A 19,487-nucleotide genomic window follows, 5' to 3' on the forward strand; every position below is an offset into this window, starting at 1 on the left:
AGGGGTGCGCGGGGACATGGGAGGAGAGGACCGGTGGAAGCAGCCGATGCCGTGGAGACGATCCAGCGGGAGATGACGAGCTTCGCCCGGCGGGCCCGCGCGTCGGCGGGGCGGCTGCACCCCGAGCTGTCGCTGGTGTCGTACACGCTGCTCGGCCACCTGGAGGAGAGCGACGGCTGCCGGGCCACCGACCTGGCCGCGCACTACGCGCTGGACAAGTCCACCGTCAGCCGGCAGGTCGCCGCCCTGGAACGCGCCGGTCTGATCGCCCGCCGCCAGGACCCGGACGACCACCGCGTCCAGGTCCTCGACCTCACCGACGCCGGACGGCGCATCCTCGCGCAGGTCACCGAGAGCCGTCGCACCGCCTTCCGCGAGCGCCTGGCCGAGTGGGCGCCCGGGGACCTGGAACGGTTCGCGCGGTACCTCGTGCGCTACAACGCGGGGCCCGGCCACGCCCCGGACGCCGACTGAGCCGCGACGCGATCCGGGAGAGACCGCTGCGGCTCCGGCTCCACGACCACGGCCCGACCGCCCGTCCGTCCGCCCGACCGCCCGCCCGTGGAAGGGGGTTCACCCGCCCCTGGCGATCGACGGGCGGACCCCGTGCGGGACGCCCCTGACTTGCACGTACCGTGGACTGCACGACCATCCGCCGCCCTCACGCTGGAACCCCATGAACGTCACCCGAGGCTTCACCGGACGCCCCCGCGTCGCCGACCCGGGGCTTCCCCCCGGCCAGTACGACGCCGGCGACGACTGGCCCGTGCTCTCCGCCGAGGTCACGCCGGACCTGGCGCCCGCCGACTGGACCTTCCGCGTCGACGGACTGGTCCGGGCCCCCCGCACATGGAACTGGGACGAGGCGCACGCGCTGCCGGAGTCCGTCTACGAGGGCGACATCCACTGCGTCACGAGCTGGTCGAAGTTCGGGATGCGGTTCGGGGGCGTCAGCCTCGACGCGTTCCTGGACGCCGTGCGGCCCGAGCCGTCCGCGACCCACGTGGTGGCGTACTCGCACACCGGGTACACCACGAACCTGCCGCTGTCCGACCTGACCGGCGGGCGGGCCTGGATCGCCTGGGACCACGACGGCCGGCCCCTCCCGGCCGAGCACGGCGGTCCGGCCCGCCTGCTGGTGCCGCACCTGTACTTCTGGAAGAGCGCCAAGTGGATCGCGGGCCTGCGCCTCCTCGACCACGACGAACCGGGGTTCTGGGAGCAGAACGGCTACCACGCGCGGGGCAACCCGTGGGAGGAACAGAGGTACTCCGGTGACTGAGACCTCCGCCGCCCCGGCCCCGCCCGCCGCTCCCCCGTCCGGGACGTTCACGCCCGCGACGCGGTTCGCCGTGCCGGGCCGTATCCCCGTGCCCGACGAGGCCGCCTCCGCATGGCAGACGGTGACACTGACCGAGATCCGCCGGGAGACCCCCTGGGCGTCCACCTTCCGGTTCAGGGCCCCGGCCTGGGCGGGTCATCTGCCCGGCCAGCACCTGATGCTCCGGCTCACCGCCGCCGACGGCTACACCGCGCAGCGGCACTACTCGATCGCGTCCGCGCCCGACGACGAGGGGCACATCGAGCTGACGCTGGACCACGTGGACGGCGGCGAGGTCTCGGGCTGGTTCCACACCACGGCCGAGCCGGGCGACGAGATCGAGGTGCGCGGCCCGCTCAGCGGCTTCTTCGCCTGGCCCGGCGACCGGCCCGCCCTGCTGATCGGCGCCGGCTCCGGGATCGTCCCGCTGATGTCGATGGTCCGCCACCACCGCGCGCGCGGGCTCGACGTGCCGCTGCGGCTCGTGGTCTCCGCGCGCGGCCCCGAGGAACTGATCTACGCGCGCGAACTGGGCGCGGAGACGACACGCGTGTTCACCCGGTCCGCGCCCCGCGGCACGCCCGTGGGGCGGCTCGGCGCCGCACACCTGGCGCCGCTGCTCGCCGGACCACCGGCGGGCGGCTGGGAGGCGTACGTGTGCGGCTCGAACGGGTTCGCCGAGCACGCGTCGCGGCTGCTGGTCGCGGCCGGGCAGCCGGTGGACCGCATCAGGATCGAACGCTTCGGCTGAGCCGGGCCGCGGGCAGGCGGCCGCCGCCGCGGCTGCCGAGGGGCCGTCGTGAACGATGCGTGAAACGATGTACTCCGGACGGGCTACCTCCCTGCGGTGGGCACTCGTACGCGTGACGGCGAGGAGGTCGACATGCGAAGCGGGGTGCGCGGCTGGCGTCGGCGGGACAATCCGCTGCGGCGCCGGTCGGATGTCGTCGAGGCGTGGACGGCCTTGGTCGTCGCCGCGCTGCTGCTGGTGGTCGCGCCCCTGGCCGGGGCGCTCGCGGGCCGTTGGGCCCATGACGACGCCCGGGCGGCCGCGCTCCGCCAGCGGGCGGACCGGCACCAGGTGAGCGCGCAGGTCGTCGGCCGCCCGCCCGAGACCGTGCCCAGCGTCGAGGGCGGCAGACAGCAGATGGTCGCGGTGAGCGTGCGGTGGACGCCGCCGGGCGGCCACGCGCGCACGGCGACGGCCCGGGTGCCGGCGGGCACGCACCGGGGAGACGTGGTGGACGTCTGGTTCGACCGCCACGGCCGCAGCGTCGCGCCGCCGCCCAACGACACGATGGTGTGGCAGCACACCCTCACCCTGGGCATCTGCGTGGCCGGCGGCTCGGCCGCCACGGTCCTGCTCGGGCACGCCGCCGTCCGCCGCGTGGCGATGCGGCACCGGCTGGCCGAGTGGGAGCGCGAATGGGCGCTCACCGAGCCGCAGTGGACCCGGCGCAGGCCCGCCTGAAGCGTCCGCGGCACTCTGGCGACGCCTCCCGCGCCCCACGTACGGTGTGATCATTCGTATGGGCAATTGACAAAAGGTGGTCCTCGATGGCCCTGTTCGACCTGTCCCGCGACGAGCTGCGCGAGTACCGCAGCGCCTCCGTCGCTCCGGAGGATTTCGACGCGTTCTGGTCCAAGACCCTCCAGGAGGCGCGCGAACACGACCTGGACGCCCGCTTCGAGCCGGTCGAGACGGGTCTGACGACGGTGCAGGTGTACGACGTGACGTTCGCCGGGTTCGGCGGTCACCCGGTGAAGGGCTGGCTGACAGTGCCCGCCGGGGCCGACGGGCCGCTCCCCCTGGTCGTGGAGTTCGTCGGGTACGGCGGCGGACGGGGACTGCCGCACGAGCACCTGCTGTGGGCGTCCACGGGCCGCGCGCACTTCATCATGGACACCCGCGGCCAGGGCAGCGCGTGGGGCGGCGGGGGCGGCACCGCGGACCCGGTGGGCGGCGCGCCCTCGTACCCCGGTTTCATGACCCGGGGCATCGACGCCCCCGAGAACTACTACTACCGGCGGGTGTTCACGGACGGCGTCCGCGCGGTCGAGGCGGCCCGTTCGCACCCGCTGACCGACGCCTCGCGCACCGCGGCCGTCGGCGGGAGCCAGGGCGGCGGCATCACGATCGCCGTGGGCGGCCTGGTGCCCGACCTTGCGGCGATCGCGCCGGACGTGCCGTTCCTGTGCGACTTCCCCCGCGCGACGACGCTGACGGACCGTCACCCGTACCGGGAGATAGGCCTGTTCCTCAAGACGCACCGCGGCCGCACCGAGGACGCGCTGCGCACCCTGTCCTACTTCGACGGCGTCCACTTCGCCTCCCGCGGTTCGGCCCCGGCCCTGTTCTCGGCCGCGCTGGAGGACCAGACCTGCCCGCCCTCGACGGTGTTCGCCGCCTTCCACGCGTGGGCGCACACGGACAAGCAGATCGAGGTGTACGAGTTCAACGACCATGAGGGCGGCGGCCCTTACCAGGAGGCGGCCAAGCTGAGCTGGCTCCGCTCGTACATCTGAGCCGCCGCCCGGCGCCCGGCGCCCCGGCGCCTGACGCCGACGCCCGACGCCCGACGCCCGCCGACGCGCGCCACCGCGGACGCGGCGCGCCGCCGGTCGGGCGATCCGGGCGGTCCGGGCGCTCCGCGACCTTGCCGCCCCGGATGCCCCGGGGCGGTACCGCGGGGCATCCGGGCCCGCGGCCTTCCCTCCAGTCCGACCAGTCGGTACGTTCAAGGGCCGGGCCGTACTCTCGCGGCCCGCGCGTTCCGGCGGACCACGGAGGGCCCATGTCCGAGCACGTTCCCCAGGTTCACGGCCACTGCGACCCGCGGTTCGCCGCGGTGCGCGCCGCCTTCGAGGAGAACTTCCGCGACCGGGGCGAGCTGGGCGCGGCGGTGAGCGTGACGGTCGACGGCGTGACGGTCGCCGACCTGTGGGGCGGCTGGGCCGACCCGGCGCGCACGCGCGCGTGGGAGCGGGACACGCTGGTCAACGTGTGGTCCACGTCGAAGGGGCCGACGGCGCTGTGCGCGCACGTCCTCGCCGACCGGGGGCTGCTGGACCTCGACGCCCCGGTGGCCGCGTACTGGCCGGAGTTCGCCGCCGCGGGCAAGGAGGGGGTGCTGGTACGGCATCTGCTCTCGCACCGCGCGGGGCTGGCCGGGCTGCGCGAACCGCACTCGCTGGAGCAGCTCTACGACTGGGAGCTGACCACCGCGCGCCTGGCGGCCACCGAGCCCTGGTGGGAGCCGGGCACCCGGTCCGGCTACCACGCCCTCACCTTCGGCTTCCTGGTCGGGGAGGTCGTCCGGCGCGTGTCGGGGCTGCTGCCGGGGGCCTTCCTGGAGCGGGAGGTGACCGGTCCGCTGGGCGTCGACTTCACCATCGGGCTCGCGGAGAAGGAAGCCGGGAGGGCGGCGGAGCTGGTGCATCCGCCGGCCGCGCCGTCGAGCGAACAGGCGGCGGCTTTCGGCCGGTTGGCGCCCGCGGCCGTCGCCGCGCTGACCAACCCCCTGGCAGGCGCGGCCGAGGCCAACTCGCCCGGATGGCGGGCCGCGGAGATCCCGGCCGCCAACGGGCACGGCACGGCGCGGGCCGTGGCCGCCCTCTACGGCGTCCTCGCCGGGCGGGGCGCGTACGGCGGGCATCGCGTCCTGTCCTGCGAGGCGGTCGAGCGGGTGCGCGAGGGACAGGGCGCCTGCCGGGACCTGGTCCTGGGAGCCGGGTTCGACCACGAGACGGAGATCGGCCTGGGACTGTGGCTCAGCGGGCCCAACGGCTCGTACGGCCCCAACCCGCGCGCTTTCGGTCATGACGGGTTCGGCGGCTCCTGCGGTCTCGCCGACCCGGAGGCCGGCGTGTCCCTGGGGTACGTGATGAACCGGATGGGGCCGCACATCGCCGACGACCCCCGCAAGACGGCGCTCGTCGACGCCGTCTACCGCTCGCTGTGAGGACGGGCGCGACGCGCTCGCGACGGGGCGGGACGGGCGTGCGGGGCAAACCGGTTTCGGCCGATCCGGCGATCCGCCCTTCCCTGGTGGTTTAGACCAATGCTAGATCTGGTGGCGCACCGAGTCCGCACGAACACGGCACGTCACTCACAGGAGGCGCGCGGCATGGCCCGCAGCACCATCCCCACCACCGACCACGTCCATCCGAGCCCCGAGGACCGGCCGCTGTACTGGCGGATCGCCCAGCGGCTGCTCGGCGAGCTGCGTGACGGCACCCTCGCTCCCGGCGAACGGCTGCCCAGCGAACGGCAGTTGGCGAAGCACTACGACGTCAGCCGGGAGACCGTACGGCAGGCCCTGGAGGTCCTGCGCCGCGACGGGCTGGTCGAGACCGACCGGCGGGGCAGCTACGCGGCCCTGCCGGACGGGCCGCTCGGCACGCCGTCGTTCCTCGCCTTCCCCGTGGGCGCGCGGCCCGCCGACGATCCGTCGGCGGTGGCCCGTGCGGCCGTGAGCTGGGAGGCGCCCCCGCCCGGCCACGCCGAGGCGCTGGGGCTGGCCCCGCACCGGCCGACGCTCGTGCACCGCTACGAGTCCGCCCGCGCCGACGGCCGGGGGCGGCGCACGGCCGTCACGTCGTTCTCGGCGGTGGCGCTGAGCGAGGTGGAGGAACTGGCCCGCTACCGCGACCGCGCCGACGGCGACGCCGCACCGGAGCTGCGACGGGCCTACGACTGGATGCGCCGGGCCGGCCTGACCCTGCACCACCGCGACCTCATCACCCCGCTCGACGACGCCCCCTCGATGCGGGTGACCCGGCAGGTGCACGACCAGTACGCGCGCCCCCTGGAGATCACCGACCTGGTGGTGGACGCCCGACGCGAGGCACTGGTCTACGCGTTCACCCTCCCGGCGGCCTGACGCCCCCGGCCCGGACCTCCGCCGCTCCGTCCACGTCGGCGTCCGCGACGACGTCGGCGTCGGACGCCCGCATCGCCTCGACGAGGCGCACCCGCGGGCTTCCGTCGCGCCTCGCGCCGAACTCGGGCAGGGCACGGAGGGACACGGAGAACCCCGCGCCCTCCAGCGCGCTCCGCACCTCGCCGAGCCGGAAGGCCCGGTAGTACATCACGAAAGGGGGCCGCCACAGGGCGTTGCGCACGCGCATCGCCGCGTCGAAGCCGAGGAGCATCCAGTGGACCGGGGAGGAAGGCGGCGGCGGTGCGAGGACGGGGAACGCGAAACGGCCCCCGGGTCGCAGCGCACCGTGCACGCCGGCGAACAGACCCGGCAGTTCACGGGGCAGGAAGTGCCCGAACGCCCCGAAGCTGACGACGAGGTCGAAGGCGGCGGTGAACGGCAGGGCACGGGCGTCGGCCCGCACCCAGGACACGCGCGGGCCCGGCGCGGGGGTCCGCGCGCGGGCCACGTCGAGCATGCCCGCGCTGAAGTCGACCCCGGTCACGCCGGTGCGGCACACCGCGGCTAGGACGTCCACCCCGGCGCCCGTGCCGCAGCACAGGTCGAGGCCGTCCTCGTAGGGGCCGGAGTCCTTCAGGGCCGAGGCGACCGCTTCGAGCACGGAGTCGGGGGTGCGGAAGGGCGTGTGGTCGAACTTCGGCGCCAGGAGGTCGTAGCCGTGCTCGACGGACGACAGGGCCTGGACGGCCAGTTCGCGCAGGGTGGGGCCTTCGGGGCTGAACATCGGCGTCAGCCTACGGCGGCGCGCCGCCGCAGGAGCGCCAGGGCCTGCTCGCACCAGCGCAGGTTGCTCTCCTCGAAGGCGATGCCGCCCATCAGGGTCAGATAGGGGCCGATCCGGTCCGCCCCGGCCAGGTACTCGTCCTCGCCGCGCCCGTCGAGCAGGCGCTCGCGCAGCCGCTCGTAGCGGTCGAGCTTGCCGCGCGACCAGGCCATCCGCTCCTCGATCAGCGCGCGCGTGGCCCCGGGGTCCCCGGCGTCCATGGCCTGGACCTTGACGAGGAGTTCGTCCCGGACGGCGGTGGGCCTGCGCGGCGGAGCGGCGGCGAAGGAGCTGAGATCCTCCCGGCCGGCCGCGGTGAGGGTGAACATCCGCTTGTTCGGACGGCGTTCCTGCTGCACCACCCTGGCCTCGATCAGGCCCTCCTGAGCCAGGCGCTCCAGTTCGCGGTAGAGCTGCTGCGGGGTGGCGGGCCAGAAGTTGGCGAGGGAGACGTCGAACACCTTGGACAGTTCGTAGCCCGAGGCCTCGCCCTCCAGCAGGGCGGCCAGCACGGCGTACTTCAGGGACATGTGGACACGGTAGCAGGGGATGATTATTCTCATCCGCACCTAGTCAACAAATTTACTGTCTGCGATGGGGTGATCCGATGCGCGCGTTCCGTGAGGCGGTCGAGGCCGGCGATCTCGACGCCGTCGAGGCGCTGCTGGCCGACGACGTGGTGTTCACCAGTCCGGTCGTGTTCAAGCCCTATCCGGGCAAGGCGATCACCGCCTCGATCCTGCGCGCGGTGTCGCAGGTGTTCGAGGACTTCCGCTATGAGCGGGAGCTCGACGGGAACGGCGGCCGCGACCACGCGCTGGTGTTCACCGCCCGGGTCGGCGAGCGGCAGCTCACCGGCTGCGACTTCATCCACCTCGACGACGACGGGCTCATCGACGAACTGACCGTCATGGTGCGACCCCTGTCGGGCGCGCAGGCGCTCGCGGCGGCGATGGGCGCGCGCTTCGACGACATCGTCCGGGAGGCGGAGGCCCGGTCGGCCTCCGCCTCCTGAGAACCGGCGGCCCCGAAGGGCCTCGCTGCCGGGCCTCGCCCGCGCGGGACGCGGGGCCCGCGGGGGACCTGGGGGGCGTGGGGCGTCAGCCGCGCAGGTCGCGCAGGGTCGCCCGGGTGTCCGCCTTCAGGTAGCCGGAGACCTCGGCGAGCGTCGGCGGATCGGTGTCGGTGTCGTACGAGGTGTAGTAGGCGCTGTAGCTCATCGTGTACGTGACCCAGCCGTCCCGGACGGCGAGCGTCGCGTACACCGAGCCGCTCTTCGACCCGGAGGTGGTGTCCTCGCTGACGAGGTAGGCCTCGTCGCCGATGCCGGTGACGCTCTCCACGTCGTAACCCTTGTGACTGTCGCCGTAGTTCTTCCACGCGGCGGTGAACTCGGGCCCGGGGTCGGTCTTCTTGTGCAGGTCGAGCTGGGTGTAGAGGTAGGCGTCCGAGTAGCTCGAACCGGACTTCTTCAGGCTGATGTTGCACAGGCCCTCGTCGAGGGCCTCGTCCTTGATGCCGTTGTGGGTCGGGGCGCTGTCCTCGGCCGTGTACTCCCCCTTGAAGGACGAGTAGTCGGTGGACGTGCACAGGTTCACCGGCGCGGTGTAGCCGCGCAGGTCCGCGTCGGCCCCGGCCCCGGTCAGGAAGACCCCGGCCGCCCACGCGGCCGACGCCGCCACCGCCCCGACCACGGCCCACAGGACCGCCCGTCCGGCGCCGCCGCCGCTCCCCGTGGGCGGCGGACCGACGACGGGGTACGGGCCCGGCTGGGCGTAGGGGTTGCCCGGCTGCGGATGGACGGGATGGCCGACCAGCGTGGGCTGCGCGTAGATGCTCTGCGGACCGGTCTGGGCCGCTTGCGCCGCCGGCGGGAAGCCCATCGGCCCGCCGGGGGCCGGCGACTGCGGATTCGGATACGGGTACGCGCTCGGCTGGGCCGGCGCCCCGGACGGCTGCTCCGGCTGCTGCGGAGACTGAGGCGGCGTGGACATGACGTGAAGATAAGGCAGATATGGCGGTCAAGTCCGCCGCCGTCACGGATCGTTACTCTCTGCGGACATCTGCGGTAAACCTCGAAGAGGCCGGATTCCTCACCCCACCCATCCCGTCCCCGCCTCCCCCGCCTCTCCCGCCTCCCCCCTCTCCCGCCTCCCCCCTCTCCCGCCTCTCCGCCTCTCCCGCCTTCCGAGACATGCCCGCACCACGCGCCACGCCGGCGCCACGCCCCTCCGGGGGCGACGGGACCGCCGTCTTCCGCCGTCCCGGCCGACGCCTGTGCTACAGTGCGATTGGCACGTGTGTACGCCCCGCTGGGCGCCAGTGCCGTTCTCTCTCCAACCGCCGTCCCCCACCCGCCGTCTCCGGCCGGTGCAGCGGCTTTCCCGCACCACCGTCCACGGCTCGCTCTGCTCCGCCGTGCCGCGGTGCCGTTCCCGCCGCCCGAGGCGCGCTGTGCGCCCTCCCCTCGCGGCCGCTCCCCCCTCTTCGCATGCCTCATGCCTCATGTTTTTCCGTCCGTGAAAGGACCCACCGACCATGACCACCACTCTCGAACACCCCCCGGTCCAGCAGTCCCCGGCCCGGACCGCCCTCGGCGTCCTCGACGTCGACGGGAGCGGCAAGGGACGGCTGCGCGCCGCCGACTGCCTGCCCACACCGGACGACCTCCAGGTCCCGGCCGCGCTGATCCGCCGTCACGGCCTGCGCAAGGGCGACCTCGTCGAAGGGATGCGCGGCGCCCAGCGCACCCTGACCGAGGTCACCCGCGTCGACGGCCGCGCCCCCGACGGCCTGCACGGCCGCCGCCATTTCCGCGACCTGACCCCCCTTCACCCCCATGAGCGTCTCCGGCTCGAACACCGCGCGTCGGGTCTCGCCGGACGGGTCGCGGACCTCCTCACGCCCGTCGGCAAGGGGCAGCGCGGCCTGATCGTCGCGCCGCCCAGGACGGGCAAGACCGTGCTGATCCAGCAGATCGCGGCGGCCGTGGCGGGCAACCACCCGCAGGCCCGGCTGATGGTCGTCCTGCTCGACGAGCGGCCCGAGGAGGTCACCGACATGCGGCGCTCCGTGCGCGGCGAGGTGTACGCCTCGACGTTCGACCGGGCGCCGGGACACCACATCGCCCTCGCCGAACTCGTCGTCGAACGCGCCAAGCGGCTCGTCGAGGCGGGCGAGGACGTCGTGATCCTCCTCGACTCCCTGACCCGGCTGTGCCGGGCCCACAACAACACCGCGGCCGCCGGCGGCCGTACCCTCAGCGGCGGCGTCGACGCGACCGCGCTGACCGGCCCCAAGCGGTTCTTCGGCGCGGCGCGCGCGGCCGAGGAGGGCGGTTCGCTCACGATCCTCGCCACCGCCCTGGTCGAGACGGGCTCCCGCGCCGACGACTTCTACTTCGAGGAGCTGAAGAGCACCGGCAACATGGAGCTGCGCCTCGACCGCGAACCCGCCTCCCGCCGCGTCTTCCCGGCCGTCGACGTCAACGGCTCCGGCACCCGCCGGGAGGAACTCCTCCACTCGCCGGCCGAGGCAGCCGCCGTGCGCGGCCTGCGCCGGGCCCTCCAGACGCGGGACGGCCAGGCGAACCTGGAGACCCTCCTGGAGCGGATGCGCGCGACCCCCGACAACGCGGCCTTCCTGCGCCGCATCCAGCCCACGCTGCCCGCCGCCTAGCCACCCGCCGACCGGACGGCCTTCGCGGCGCCACGGCCGACCGGCAGGTGCCGGACACGGCTCGCAAGAAGAGGTGGGGGCAGCGGTGTGCGGCCGGAGGGCTGCGATTCGCGCGGCGTGCGGCATCCGGGTGCTCGCGCGGGCCCGTCCGGCACGGGCAGCGCGGGGAAGCCGTCCCGGGTTCCTACGTTGATCATATGACGATCGGATTCTCTTCTCGGGCCGCATCGACGGTCTGCGCGGTCTGCGTGACCGGCGTCCTCGCCCTCGGGTCCGCGGCGGCCGCCGCCCCGGCCGCCGCGGACCCGGCGCACCCCGGCGCGCCGGGCGAAGCCGGCTCCCCGGGCGCGGCGATCCCCCGGCCGGCGCTGCTGTACCGCTCCGGCACCCAGGTCAGACCGCGCCGCGGCGCGCCCGAGGTCCCGGACGTCTCCGCCCTGTCGTGGCTGGTGTCCGACGCGGGGACCGGCGAGGTGCTCGCCGCGTCGAACGCGCACCGGGCGCTGCCCCCCGCCAGCACGCTGAAGACCCTCTTCGCCCTGACGGTGCTGCCGGTGCTGCCCGGCGAGCTCCAGCACCGGGTGAGCGCGGAGGAGCTGATGGGCATCGGGCCCGGCAGCAGCCTCGTCGGTGTCGCCGAGGGGCACACCTACCGGATCTCCGACCTGTGGCGAGGCGTGTTCCTCAACTCCGGCAACGACGCCGTGCACGTCCTGGCCTCCCTCAGCGGCGGCTGGGACGCCACCGCCGGCCGGATGCAGGCCAAGGCACGGTCCCTGGGCGCGCTGGACACCCAGGTGCGCTCCCCCGACGGCTACGACACCCCCGGCCAGGTGTCCTCCGCCTACGACCTGGCGGTGTTCGGACGGGAGGGACTGCGCAACCCGGACTTCGCGCGCTACTGCGCCACCGCCGAGGCGCAGTTCCCCGGCGACGGAGACGGGACCTACGGCATCGCCAACACCAACCGGCTGCTCACCGGAGCGGACGGCGTCGAAGCGTATCCGGGACTGATCGGCGTCAAGAACGGCTACACCAGCAATGCCGGCAACACCCTGGTCGCCGCGGCCCACAGGGGCGGACGCACCCTCGTCGTGACGGTGATGAACCCTCAGGCGGGCGGCGGCTTCACGGTCTACGAGGAGGCGCGCAAGCTGCTGGACTGGGGTTTCGCGGCAGCCGGCCACGTCGATCCGGTGGGCTCGCTCGACGCGCTGCGAGCACGCCCGCGCCCTCACCCCCGGTCCGGACCCGCAGCGGCGTCCGCGCCGCCGCCGGCGCCCGGACACGGGCCGTCCATCCGCTCGACGGCCTCCCCCGCGCCGCCGGACCGCTCAGTCCCGCCGACGCGCCTCGCCCCAGCCGCCGCCGCCGCCGCGAGCGCGGCCACGCTCCGGGCCGACGTCGGCGGGGACGGCGACGGCTGGTCCGAGGCGGGGCTCGTCGTGGGCGCCGCCGCGCTCGGCGGGGCCGCCATGGCCCTGGTGCTGCGGCTCACGAGCCGAGGAAACAGCGGGAGATGACCGGCGGAGCGACCGTCCACCGACCAGCGGACCAACCGGATGCAGCGCCTCGTCCCGCGCGCGCGGGAGGCCGTGCTGCCGGCGACCACGCACAAGGCCCTGATGCGGCGCACCACGGTGTTGCTCCCGCTGCTGACCGAGTTCCCGGGCAGCGGGGACCGGTCCACGAGGACCGGCCCGGCCGGGCCTGACTCAGAACACCGACAGGCCGGTGAGCGTGGTGAACCGGTCCAGGGCGGTCACTCCCGCCACCGAGTTGCCGCGTTCGTCCAGACCCGGGCTCCACACGCACAGCGTGCAGTGGCCGGGCACGACGGCGATGACGCCGCCGCCGACGCCGCTCTTGCCGGGCAGGCCGACCCGGTAGGCGAAGTCGCCGGCCGCGTCGTAGGTGCCGCACGTCAGCATCACCGCGTTGACCTGCTTGGCCTGGCTGCGGGTGAGGAGCCGGCTGCCGTCCGCGCGGATGCCGTGGCGGGCGAGGAACCCGGTCGCCAGGGCGAGATCGGCGCAGGAGGCGGTCAGCGAGCACTGGCGGAAGTACTGGTCGAGAAGGACCGGCACGCGGTTGTCAATGTTGCCGTAGGACGCCATGAAGTGGGCGAGGGCGGCGTTGCGGTCGCCGTGCGCGGCCTCGGAGGCGGCGACGTCCTCGTCGAAGTCCAGCGCGGGGTTGCCGCTCTCGGCGCGCAGGAAGCCGAGCAGTTCCCCCGCCGCGTCCCCGGTACGGGTGAGGAGCCGGTCGGTGACGACCAGCGCGCCCGCGTTGATGAAGGGGTTGCGCGGGATGCCCTGCTCGTATTCCAGCTGCACCAGGGAGTTGAAGGGGTTGCCCGAGGGCTCGCGGCCCACGTGCTCCCAGAGCTCGTCGCCCTCGCGGGCCAGGTCGAGGGCGAGGGTGAAGACCTTGGTGATCGACTGGGTGGAGAACGGCTCCCGCCAGTCCCCGACCCCGTACACCGTGCCGTCCAGCTCGGCGACGGCCATGCCGAAGCTGCGCGGGTCGCGGACCGCGAGAGCGGGGATGTAGTCGGCGGGCCGGCCGCGCCCCGGGGTGCGCTCCATCTCCTCGGCGATGCGTTCCAGGACCGGCTGGAAGACGGGGGACGACGTCGGTGTCATGATCGCCATTCTGCCTCCGTGCCAATCCTGACGCTTCCGCCGCCGCTGGTCGGCGGCGTTCGAGCAGGGTCGAAGGGGATGGGGAACGGGCCCGACGGGGTCACGGGGGTCACGAGGGTCACGAGGGTCACGAGGGTCACGGGGGTCACGCCAAGGGTGAGCCGCTGCCGGCGAGGACTTCCGGACGAAGCAGGGCGGCCAGGCGGTCGGCGGGGAGGAGACCCTTGTCGAGGACGAGTTCGGCGACGCCGCGGCCGGTGGCGAGCGCCTCCTTGGCGATGTCGGTGGCCACGGTGTAACCGATGTGCGGGTTGAGGGCGGTGACCAGGCCGATGGAGTTCTCCACACTCGCCCGCAGTGCCTCGGTGTTGGCGGTGATGCCGTCGACGCAGCGCTCGGCGAGCGTGAGGCAGGCGGCGCGCAGATGGGTGATGGACTCCGACAGGGAGTGCAGGATGATCGGCTCGAAGGCGTTCAGCTGGAGCTGTCCGGCCTCGGCGGCCATGGTGATGGTGACGTCGTTGCCGATCACCTCGAAGGCGACCTGGTTGACGACCTCGGGGATCACCGGGTTGACCTTGCCGGGCATGATGGACGAACCGGCCTGGACCGGCGGCAGGTTGATCTCGCCCAGTCCCGCCCGTGGCCCCGACGACAGCAGCCGCAGGTCGTTGCAGCTCTTCGACAGCTTGACCGCGACCCGCTTGAGCACGCCGGACATCTGGACGAACGCGCCGCAGTCCTGGGTGGCCTCGACCAGGTTGGCGGCCGTGACCAGCGGCAGACCCGTGATCGCGGCGAGATGGCGGCGGGCGGACTCGGCGTATCCGGCGGGGGCGTTGAGGCCGGTGCCGATGGCCGTGGCGCCCAGGTTGATCTCATGGATCAACTGGACGGCCTCGTCAAGTCGGTTGCGGTCCTCGTCAATCATGACGGCATAGGCCGAGAACTCCTGACCGAGCGTCATGGGCACCGCGTCCTGCAACTGTGTACGGCCCATCTTGAGCACGTGGCGGAACTCGACGGCCTTGCGGGCGAAGGAGTCCTGCAGCACGGCCATCGCCTTGAGCAGCCCGCGCACCGCGAAGACCGTCGCGATCTTGACGGCGGTCGGGTAGACGTCATTGGTGGACTGGCCGAGGTTGACGTCCTCGTTCGGGTGCAGATGACCGTAGTGGCCCTTGCCGTGTCCGAGCAGCTCCAGTGCCCGGTTGGCGATCACCTCGTTGGCGTTCATGTTGGTCGACGTGCCCGCGCCGCCCTGGACGACGTCGACGACGAACTGCTCGTGCAGCTTCCCGGCCCGGATCTCCCGGCACGCGGCCACGATCGCGGCGGCCTTCTCGGGGGCCAGCAGACCGAGCTCCTCGTTGGCCAGGGCCGCGGCCTCCTTGACCGCGGCGAGCGCGTCGATGAGGTGCGGGTAGGCCGAGATCGGCATCCCGGTGATCGGGAAGTTCTCCGTGGCGCGCAGGGTGTGGACACCCCAGTACGCGTCGGCGGGAACGTCCCGGTCGCCGAGGAGGTCGTGTTCGCTGCGGGTGGCGGCGGAGGCGGTCATGAGGGTGCGGCCTCTTTCTGAGGGCGGGGTGGCGAGGTGAGGGGCAGTGCGGGACGGGGAGAGTGCGAGGGGGCGGCCGGCTCGGGCGGTACGGGATGGCGTCCGCCCGAGCCGGTCGCGCACCGGCCCGGTGGTGACCGGGACGGCGGTTCGGGGGCCGGGCACACGGCCCGGCCGGGGTGGGTGCCCGGCCGGGCGGGCCGGGTCCGCCGGTGGCCACCGCGCACACCCGGTGGCCACCGGAGCCGTCAGGCGCAGGCCCGCACGGTGACCGGGTCCAGCGCGCGCACCGGGCGGACGCAGCCGACCGGGACGCCGCCGCCGAGGAGCGGCTGGCCGGCGAACGCGGTGAGCCGGGCGGGGTCGACGCCGGCCCGGGCGAGGGCCGCGGCGGTGACCGGCACCCGGGCCCGGTCGGCGCCGTCGGAGATCTTGACGGCGACGGACCGGCCGTCCGGGAGGGCGGCGACCTGGACGCCCTCGAAGCCGTCCTTGGTCAGCAGTCCGGGCACGGCACGCATCAGGGCGGCCACGTCGCGGCCTGAGCCGGAGGCCATCTCGGCGTGCTCGCGCATGGCGTCGGCGACCCGCGCCTCGGGGGTGCCGGGCGCCGCCGCGGTGATGCGGGCGGCGGCCCGGGCGAGGCCGTGCAGGGAGACGGAGAACAGCGGGGCGCCGCAGCCGTCGACGGTGACCCGGGCGATCCGCTGCCCGGTGAGGTCCTCGACGATCTCGGCGATCGCCTGTTGCAGGGGGTGCGCCGGATCCAGGTAGCCGTCGAGGGACCAGCCGTTGAGCGCACAGGTGTAGAGCATCGCGGCGTGCTTGCCGGAGCAGTTCTGCGCGAGGCGGGAGGGCGCGCGGCCCGCTCGGATCCAGGCGTCGCGGACCGGTGCCCCGTAGGGCATGTCCTCGACGTTGCGCAGGTGCGTCTCGTCGACGCCGGCGAGTTCCAGGATCCGCCGGGCCCCGGCGAGGTGGCGTTCCTCGCCGGAGTGGCTGGCGGCGGCGAGCGAGAGCAGCTCGCCGTCGAGCGGCAGCCCGGCCCGGACCATGGCGACCGCCTGGACCGGCTTGAGCGCCGAGCGCGGGTACATGGCGGCCTCGATGTCGCCCAGCTGGAGCTCGACGGTACCGGCCGCGCCGAGGACGACGACGGAGCCGTGGTGGACGCCCTCGGTCACCCCGCCGCGGACGAGGTGGGCGACGGGTGCGTGGAGGGGTTCGCGGATCGCGGGTGCCTCGGCGAGGGAACTGCTGAACATCACTGCCTGATCACTTGTGGGTGGGCGTGGGCCGGCGCAGGGGTCACGCGTCGGCCTTGGACGAGGTGCGCGCGAGACTGCGGCGGACGGCGTACCAGCCCGCCACGAGCGCGGCGACGATCAGCGGCAGGCACAGCACGGTGGTGCGTCCGGCGCCGCCGTCGGCGTACATGAGGGCCAGGACCGAGACGAGGAAGAACAGCGTCACGAGTTCGGTCCAGGGGGAGCCCGGGAGTTGGTAGCCCGGGCGGGTCAGCTCGCCCTTCTGGGTCTTCTGCCAGAAGAGGAGGTGGCAGACCATGATCATGCCCCAGGTGGAGAGGATGCCGATCGCCGCGAAGTTCAGGACGATCTCGAAGGCGTCGGCCGGGACGACGAAGTTCAGGGCGACGCCGAGGACACAGATACCGCTGGTGAGCAGGATGCCGCCGTACGGGACCTGGCTGCGGCTCATCACCGAGGTGAACTTCGGGGCGGAGCCGGACATCGCCATGGAGCGCAGGATGCGGCCGGTGGAGTACAGGCCGGAGTTGAGCGAGGACATGGCCGCGGTGAGCACGACGAGGTTCATGACCCCGCCCGCGGCCGGTATGCCGACGTTGGACAGGACCGTCACGAAGGGGCTCTCGCCGGAGGTGTACTTGTTCCACGGCAGCAGCATCGACAGCAGGACCACCGAGCCGACGTAGAACAGGCCCACGCGCCACATGATCGAGTTGATCGCCTTCGGCATGATCTTCTCGGGGTTCCGGGTCTCGCCGGCGGCGACGCCGACCAGTTCGACGGAGGCGTACGCGAAGACGACGCCCTGGATGATCAGCAGCATGGGCAGCAGGCCGTTGGGGAAGACGCCGCCGTTGTCGGTGATGAGCGAGGGGCCGGGGGTGGCGCCGTCGACCGGGTGCCGGGTGACCAGCAGGAAGATGCCGATGCACATGAAGACCACGAGCGCGCTGACCTTGACGATGGCGAACCAGAACTCCAGTTCGCCGAAGATCTTCACCGAGATGAGGTTCACGGTGAGGACCACGGCCAGGGCGATCAGGGCGATCACCCACTGGGGTATGTCGGAGAACATGCCCCAGTAGTGGGTGTAGGTGGCGACCGCCGTGATGTCGGCGATGCCGGTGGTGGCCCAGTTCAGGAAGTACATCCAGCCGGCCGTGTACGCGCCCTTCTCGCCCATGAACTCGCGGGCGTAGGACACGAAGGCCCCGGAGGAGGGCCGGTACAGGACGAGTTCGCCGAGGGCGCGCACGACCAGGAAGGCGAAGACGCCGCACACGGCGTAGGCGATGAAGAGGGAGGGGCCGGCGTCGGCGAGCCGGCCGCCCGCGCCGAGGAAGAGGCCGGTGCCGATGGCGCCGCCGATGGCGATCATGTTGACGTGCCGGGATTTCAGCGACTTGCTGTAGCCGGCGTCTCCGGCGTCCACGTGCGGGGTCGAGGGGCGCGTCTCGTCTTTGAGGTGCTGTTCGCTCACGCCTCGGGTCCGCCTTCCAGGGGGGTGTCCGCGCGCGGGGCGCGCAGGATGTCGGTGAGGGTGGTCTCGACGCGGTCGAGGTGGTGGCTCATGGCCTCCACGGCGTCGGATTCGCAACCGTCGATCAGGGCCTCGACGATCGCCCGGTGCTCGCGGTTGGACTGCTCGCGCCGGTCGCCCAGCTCGTTGAGGAAGGCCGACTGACGCGCCAGTGCGTCGCGGATCTCCTCGATGACCCGGCGGAAGACCGGGTTCTGGGCGGCTTCCGCGACAGCCAGGTGGAAGAGGGTGTCCATCGCGACCCACGCGGTGGTGTCCGTCTCGCGCTCCATGCGGTCCAGCAGGTGGGCGAGGTGGTCCAGGTTCTCCGGGGTGCGGCGCAGGGCCGCGTACCCGGCGACCGGGATCTCGACGTGACGGCGCACTTCGAGCAGGTCGCTGGCCGCGTAGTCGCCGAAGGTGGGGTCCTCGACGGTGTTCGCGATGACGAAGGTTCCCTTGCCCGTCTTGGCGACGGTCAGGCCCATCGTCTGCAGCGCCCGCAGGGCCTCGCGCAGGACGGGCCGGGACACCTCCAGGGTGCGGCACAGCTCCGCCTCGGAGGGGAGCTTGTCGCCGATGGCGTACTCGCCGCGCTCGATGGCGCCGCGGAGGTGGGTGAGGACCGCTTCCATGGCGCTGACGCGCCTCGGGGCCCGACCACCTGTCTGGCTGTCTGACAGGTTCACGGGAGTGATACTCCGGGGGGCCCGAGGCCCCTGTCAAGACGGATGAAAGAACAGATTCAGGGGGCGGGCGCCTGAATGGCGACTTCCCGCCCCCTGAGGGCCGCCCGGTCAGCTTTCGAGGACCCCGGAGGCCAGCAGGCCGAACAGCGCCACACCGACGACGATGCGGTAGACGACGAACGCGTTGAACGAGTGCTTGGCGACGAACTTCAGCAGCCAGGCGATCGAGGCGTAGGCGACGACGAAGGACACGGCCGTGCCGACGGCCAGGGGCGCCGCCCCCGCGCCGGTGCCCAGCGCGTCCTTCAGCTCGTAGATCCCGGCGCCGGTCAGGGCGGGGATGCCGAGGAAGAACGACAGCCGGGTGGCGGCGACCCGGTCCAGGTCGAGGATGAGCGCGGTGGACATCGTGGCGCCGGAGCGGGAGAAGCCGGGGAAGAGCAGCGCGAGGATCTGCGAACTGCCGACCAGCATCGCGTCCTTGCACGAGGTGTCGTCCTCGCCGCGCTTGTGCCGGCCCATCTGGTCGGCCGCCCACATCACACCGCTGCCGACGATCAGCGAGCCGGCCACCACCCACAGCGAGGCCAGCGGGCCCTCGATGAGGGGTTTGGCGGCCAGCCCCACGACGACGATCGGGATCGTCGCGTAGATCACCCACCAGGCGAACTTGTAGTCGTGGTGGTACCGCTCCTCGCGGTCGCGCAGTCCCCGGAACCAGGCCGACACGATCCGCACGATGTCCTTGCGGAAGTACACGAGCACCGCGGCGATCGCGCCGACCTGGATGACGGCGGAGAAGCCGACGACGGCGTCGTCGTCGACCGGGATGTTCATCAGGCCTTCGGTGATCTTCAGATGGCCGGTCGAGGAGACGGGGAGGAACTCGGTCACTCCCTCGACGGCTCCGAGGACGACGGCTTGGCCGACGGAGATGGCGCTCATGGAATCCAGTTCTGAGAAGACGAATCGGTCGACAGCGGTGCGGGGCCGCCGTCCGGATCACCTCGCGGACGCGGGGGCGGCAGCGACGAGCCGCCGCCTGCGCCCTGCGAGCCGATCCACACGACAGGCCTGGACGGTCCGGTGTCGTGCACAGT

General features: G+C 73.2%; 19 protein-coding genes. 10 read left to right on the forward strand and 9 right to left on the reverse strand.

Annotated features, from left to right (window positions below):
* The first annotated feature begins 33 nt into the window (after positions 1-33).
* The 7 genes from OG802_RS02635 to OG802_RS02665 all read left to right on the forward strand — a co-directional run bounded on the left by OG802_RS02635 (position 34) and on the right by OG802_RS02665 (position 6,204).
* Entirely contained in the window at positions 34-474 is a 441-nt protein-coding gene (locus OG802_RS02635) for a MarR family winged helix-turn-helix transcriptional regulator (protein ID WP_329406766.1), read from the forward strand.
* 202 nt (positions 475-676) lie between these two features.
* Positions 677-1,282: a sulfite oxidase-like oxidoreductase gene (locus tag OG802_RS02640; protein ID WP_329406768.1), complete on the forward strand. Its 606-nt coding sequence runs from the start codon at positions 677-679 to the stop codon at positions 1,280-1,282.
* Positions 1,275-2,072, forward strand: coding sequence for a ferredoxin reductase (locus OG802_RS02645; protein ID WP_329406769.1), 798 nt, complete (start codon positions 1,275-1,277; stop codon positions 2,070-2,072). The genes OG802_RS02640 and OG802_RS02645 overlap by 8 nt, the downstream gene beginning before the upstream one ends.
* Positions 2,073-2,204: 132 nt before the next feature.
* Complete coding sequence (locus OG802_RS02650; protein WP_329406770.1) at positions 2,205-2,792, forward strand: Rv1733c family protein; 588 nt, start codon at positions 2,205-2,207, stop codon at positions 2,790-2,792.
* 86 nt (positions 2,793-2,878) lie between these two features.
* A complete protein-coding gene (locus OG802_RS02655; protein WP_329406772.1) occupies positions 2,879-3,847 on the forward strand; it encodes an acetylxylan esterase in 969 nt (322 codons plus the stop codon).
* A gap of 269 nt (positions 3,848-4,116) precedes the next feature.
* Entirely contained in the window at positions 4,117-5,283 is a 1,167-nt protein-coding gene (locus tag OG802_RS02660; protein WP_329406773.1) for a serine hydrolase domain-containing protein, read from the forward strand.
* Positions 5,284-5,448: 165 nt separating this feature from the next.
* A complete protein-coding gene (locus tag OG802_RS02665; protein WP_329406776.1) occupies positions 5,449-6,204 on the forward strand; it encodes a GntR family transcriptional regulator in 756 nt (251 codons plus the stop codon).
* Here the strand turns inward: OG802_RS02665 and OG802_RS02670 are convergent.
* Both OG802_RS02670 and OG802_RS02675 read right to left on the reverse strand, forming a co-directional pair.
* Positions 6,185-6,988, reverse strand: a complete 804-nt coding sequence (locus OG802_RS02670; RefSeq protein ID WP_329406778.1) for a class I SAM-dependent methyltransferase — start codon at positions 6,986-6,988, stop codon at positions 6,185-6,187. The genes OG802_RS02665 and OG802_RS02670 overlap by 20 nt on opposite strands.
* Positions 6,989-6,993: 5 nt before the next feature.
* A complete protein-coding gene (locus OG802_RS02675; protein ID WP_329406781.1) occupies positions 6,994-7,557 on the reverse strand; it encodes a PadR family transcriptional regulator in 564 nt (187 codons plus the stop codon).
* Between the two features lie 77 nt (positions 7,558-7,634).
* Between OG802_RS02675 and OG802_RS02680 the strand changes: the two genes are divergently transcribed.
* Entirely contained in the window at positions 7,635-8,042 is a 408-nt protein-coding gene (locus tag OG802_RS02680; protein ID WP_329406783.1) for a nuclear transport factor 2 family protein, read from the forward strand.
* Positions 8,043-8,127: 85 nt separating this feature from the next.
* Here OG802_RS02680 and OG802_RS02685 read toward each other — a convergent pair whose 3' ends face one another.
* Complete coding sequence (locus tag OG802_RS02685; protein WP_329406785.1) at positions 8,128-9,021, reverse strand: hypothetical protein; 894 nt, start codon at positions 9,019-9,021, stop codon at positions 8,128-8,130.
* 544 nt (positions 9,022-9,565) lie between these two features.
* Here OG802_RS02685 and rho point away from each other — a divergent pair.
* Together rho and OG802_RS02695 are read left to right on the forward strand one after the other, a co-directional pair.
* Positions 9,566-10,705 (forward strand): transcription termination factor Rho, encoded by a 1,140-nt coding sequence (gene rho / locus OG802_RS02690; protein WP_329406788.1) that lies wholly within the window; start codon positions 9,566-9,568, stop codon positions 10,703-10,705.
* Positions 10,706-10,902: 197 nt separating this feature from the next.
* Complete coding sequence (locus tag OG802_RS02695) at positions 10,903-12,228, forward strand: D-alanyl-D-alanine carboxypeptidase family protein (protein ID WP_329406790.1); 1,326 nt, start codon at positions 10,903-10,905, stop codon at positions 12,226-12,228.
* A gap of 192 nt (positions 12,229-12,420) precedes the next feature.
* Here OG802_RS02695 and OG802_RS02700 read toward each other — a convergent pair whose 3' ends face one another.
* From OG802_RS02700 to OG802_RS02725, 6 genes are all read right to left on the reverse strand, one after another.
* Positions 12,421-13,359: a glutaminase gene (locus OG802_RS02700; RefSeq protein ID WP_329406792.1), complete on the reverse strand. Its 939-nt coding sequence runs from the start codon at positions 13,357-13,359 to the stop codon at positions 12,421-12,423.
* Positions 13,360-13,495: 136 nt separating this feature from the next.
* Entirely contained in the window at positions 13,496-14,911 is a 1,416-nt protein-coding gene (gene aspA / locus OG802_RS02705; RefSeq protein ID WP_329406794.1) for an aspartate ammonia-lyase, read from the reverse strand.
* Between the two features lie 248 nt (positions 14,912-15,159).
* Positions 15,160-16,176 (reverse strand): asparaginase, encoded by a 1,017-nt coding sequence (locus OG802_RS02710; RefSeq protein ID WP_329406797.1) that lies wholly within the window; start codon positions 16,174-16,176, stop codon positions 15,160-15,162.
* A gap of 43 nt (positions 16,177-16,219) precedes the next feature.
* Positions 16,220-17,659: an amino acid permease gene (locus tag OG802_RS02715; protein ID WP_329406800.1), complete on the reverse strand. Its 1,440-nt coding sequence runs from the start codon at positions 17,657-17,659 to the stop codon at positions 16,220-16,222.
* On the reverse strand, positions 17,656-18,333 hold the full coding sequence (locus tag OG802_RS02720; protein ID WP_329406804.1) for a FadR/GntR family transcriptional regulator: 678 nt from the start codon (positions 18,331-18,333) through the stop codon (positions 17,656-17,658). The genes OG802_RS02715 and OG802_RS02720 overlap by 4 nt, the downstream gene beginning before the upstream one ends.
* A 162-nt stretch (positions 18,334-18,495) precedes the next feature.
* Positions 18,496-19,332 (reverse strand): undecaprenyl-diphosphate phosphatase, encoded by an 837-nt coding sequence (locus OG802_RS02725; protein WP_329406807.1) that lies wholly within the window; start codon positions 19,330-19,332, stop codon positions 18,496-18,498.
* Positions 19,333-19,487 lie beyond the last annotated feature (155 nt).

It is taken from the genome of Streptomyces sp. NBC_00704, assembly GCF_036226605.1.
Classification (GTDB): domain Bacteria; phylum Actinomycetota; class Actinomycetes; order Streptomycetales; family Streptomycetaceae; genus Streptomyces.

Excerpts from the sequence above, each read along its gene's own strand:
- OG802_RS02640 (WP_329406768.1), top strand. The coding sequence starts at position 677 with ATGAACGTCACCCGAGGCTTCACCGGACGCCCCCGCGTCGCCGACCCG.
- OG802_RS02650 (WP_329406770.1), top strand. The coding sequence starts at position 2,205 with ATGCGAAGCGGGGTGCGCGGCTGGCGTCGGCGGGACAATCCGCTGCGG.
- OG802_RS02655 (WP_329406772.1), top strand. The coding sequence starts at position 2,879 with ATGGCCCTGTTCGACCTGTCCCGCGACGAGCTGCGCGAGTACCGCAGC.
- OG802_RS02660 (WP_329406773.1), top strand. The coding sequence starts at position 4,117 with ATGTCCGAGCACGTTCCCCAGGTTCACGGCCACTGCGACCCGCGGTTC.
- OG802_RS02665 (WP_329406776.1), top strand. The coding sequence starts at position 5,449 with ATGGCCCGCAGCACCATCCCCACCACCGACCACGTCCATCCGAGCCCC.
- OG802_RS02670 (WP_329406778.1), bottom strand. The coding sequence starts at position 6,988 with ATGTTCAGCCCCGAAGGCCCCACCCTGCGCGAACTGGCCGTCCAGGCC.
- OG802_RS02675 (WP_329406781.1), bottom strand. The coding sequence starts at position 7,557 with ATGTCCCTGAAGTACGCCGTGCTGGCCGCCCTGCTGGAGGGCGAGGCC.
- OG802_RS02680 (WP_329406783.1), top strand. The coding sequence starts at position 7,635 with ATGCGCGCGTTCCGTGAGGCGGTCGAGGCCGGCGATCTCGACGCCGTC.
- OG802_RS02685 (WP_329406785.1), bottom strand. The coding sequence starts at position 9,021 with ATGTCCACGCCGCCTCAGTCTCCGCAGCAGCCGGAGCAGCCGTCCGGG.
- rho (WP_329406788.1), top strand. The coding sequence starts at position 9,566 with ATGACCACCACTCTCGAACACCCCCCGGTCCAGCAGTCCCCGGCCCGG.
- OG802_RS02695 (WP_329406790.1), top strand. The coding sequence starts at position 10,903 with ATGACGATCGGATTCTCTTCTCGGGCCGCATCGACGGTCTGCGCGGTC.
- OG802_RS02700 (WP_329406792.1), bottom strand. The coding sequence starts at position 13,359 with ATGGCGATCATGACACCGACGTCGTCCCCCGTCTTCCAGCCGGTCCTG.
- aspA (WP_329406794.1), bottom strand. The coding sequence starts at position 14,911 with ATGACCGCCTCCGCCGCCACCCGCAGCGAACACGACCTCCTCGGCGAC.
- OG802_RS02710 (WP_329406797.1), bottom strand. The coding sequence starts at position 16,176 with ATGTTCAGCAGTTCCCTCGCCGAGGCACCCGCGATCCGCGAACCCCTC.
- OG802_RS02720 (WP_329406804.1), bottom strand. The coding sequence starts at position 18,333 with ATGGAAGCGGTCCTCACCCACCTCCGCGGCGCCATCGAGCGCGGCGAG.
- OG802_RS02725 (WP_329406807.1), bottom strand. The coding sequence starts at position 19,332 with ATGAGCGCCATCTCCGTCGGCCAAGCCGTCGTCCTCGGAGCCGTCGAG.